Source organism: Moorena sp. SIO3I6 (genome assembly GCF_010672095.1).
Window position 1 is genome coordinate 1 of record NZ_JAAHHU010000808.1, and the last position, 2,165, is coordinate 2,165.

Annotated in this window: 2 protein-coding genes; one reads left to right on the plus strand and one right to left on the minus strand. The window is 36.0% G+C overall.

Going from position 1 to position 2,165, the window contains the following annotated elements:
• Positions 1-366: 366 nt before the first annotated feature.
• Positions 367-1,836: an aminotransferase class V-fold PLP-dependent enzyme gene (locus tag F6K49_RS42980; protein WP_293107696.1), complete on the plus strand. Its 1,470-nt coding sequence runs from the start codon at positions 367-369 to the stop codon at positions 1,834-1,836.
• Positions 1,837-1,939: 103 nt separating this feature from the next.
• On the opposite strand, the gene F6K49_RS42985 is transcribed toward F6K49_RS42980, so the two are convergent.
• On the minus strand, positions 1,940-2,165 hold a 226-nt coding region (locus tag F6K49_RS42985; protein ID WP_293107699.1), incomplete at its 5' end, for a transposase.

The following is a 2,165-nucleotide window of genomic DNA, read 5'->3' on the forward strand; positions in this document are numbered from 1 at the left end:
TGTAATCCTTGTATGATAAGGTTTGCGCTACACTATAAAAATTGAAATATTTAATACACAAAAGACAATCATAGCAAGGCTTTAAGGCTTCTTAATCTTTACTTTACAAATCAGCTCTTATCCCTTCTCCCCACACCTGAATCCTTACTTTTAAGGAGTAGGGGAGTATTTTTTTTTTCGACTTGACAGAGTGAAATGTAAAAGTTATTATTATTCTATGAAATTAAAATTGATTAAGCTGTTGTGTGTCTAAATTTTAAAACAGCTTATAAATTCGTGTTACTCATCAAATCATCATCGTAATACAATAAAAATACAAGGGTGAGAGATAGAATGCATTTGCCATCTGTAGGAGATATCGAAAACTTGGGAAAGAAGGAAGGAGTTTTTGATCATCAGTTGTTTCGGAAGAGCGCTGATATTATTATATCAAAGCTAGAAAAATACTTAGCCGACTCATCAACCAGAGGGTTGGCACTGACTAATCCTTATGACTTGTCCCAAACAGCAAAAGATATAATGAATCAGGGACAGAAGAACACGGCTACATACAATCAAGAAAAGCTAGAAGCCATTATTGACTTATACATTAAAACCGGAATACAAGTGTACTCACCCGGTTATATGGGGCGACAGTTTTCTGGCGTAATTCCTTTAGCTGGCCTGATTGATTTAATGAGTTCAATCGTGAATCAACCATCTTCCTTCTATGAAGCGGGGCCGTTACCGAATGTAGTTGAGCGTATTATGGCCGATGAATTTAACCAATTTATTGGTTGGGCTCCTGATAGTTTTGCTATGGTGACTACATCTGGGGGGACGTTAGGCAATTTAACCGCTCTTTTGGTAGCTAGGAATGAAAAATTTCCTCAGATTTGGTCAGAAGGTATTTATGCATTGGGGGACAAATATCGTCCAGCAATTGCTATGAGCGAAGATGCACATTATGGTGTTTGTCGTGCTACGGGGATTATGGGAATCGGAGAAAATCAAATTGTCCGTTTACCAGTTAATCAGAAAAGGCAAATTTGTATAGATAAGGTGCGCCCTACCCTAGAAGCAGCAGAGAAGCAGGGACTAAATGTTTTCTGTATGGTGGCTTCAGCCGGAACTACTTCCGTAGGTGCTTTTGATGCGATTGATGAATTAGCACAAATAGCCAAAGATAAAAATATCTGGCTTCATATTGACGGCGCTCATGGTGGTAGTTTACTGGTTTGTGATCAGTTGCGTCACAAATTAAAAGGAATTGAAAAGGCAGATTCCTTTATCTTAGACGCGCACAAGATGATGTTTTTGCCTGGAGTGTGTACCCTTCTTTTCTATAAGAACAAAAAAAAGAGCTATGGAGCATTCCGCCAAAACGCTAGTTATGTCTTTGAAAAAGTTCCTGATATCTATACTCAATTTGATAGTGCAGAACAGAATTTTGAATGTACTAAAAGACCCCTAATTATGAACTTGTGGGTATTATGGGCGCTCTATGGAAAGGCTATATTTGCTGATAAAATTGAATATTTGTGTCAGTTGACTCAGGAAGCCTATCAAATACTAAAACATGAACCAGATTTCCAGACCATTCATCAACCGGAGGTGAATATCCTTTGTTTTCGATATGTACCGTCAAATTTGAGTGATAATCTGTTGTCTGATTTTCAGTTGGCAATTAGAAACCGAATTAAGGAAGGAGGGAATTTTTTTATCTCGAAGGTAGAAATTGATGGAATTAATTCTCTGCGTGTTGTTTTTATGAATCACATAATTAATATTAGTCACTTTCATAAGTTACTATACGAAATTAGAAAAACTGGACTGGAATTAATTAGCGAAACTTAGTCAAAAATTAAGCTTTAATAGATCAAATACTATTTTGGTATAGCCAATTGGAATGACTCCAACCTAAGCAGGGTAAGCGCAAGAAAAATGAACTCATAAGCACCTAAACAAAATTAATTACATATTCTTCACCAAAATTGTTAAGCACTTTTTTGAGATATTTAAGAAAGCTTTTCCAGTTTTCGTAAGCATCAATTTCAATCCACTCATACTTAATAAATTTCCAGAAAATTTCAATTAAGTTGTACTTTGGTGAGTAAGTAGGCAACCAAAATATATCTAAATTTCTACCTTTCCATTCTTCTAAAGATCGGAAGAACACAACTCTG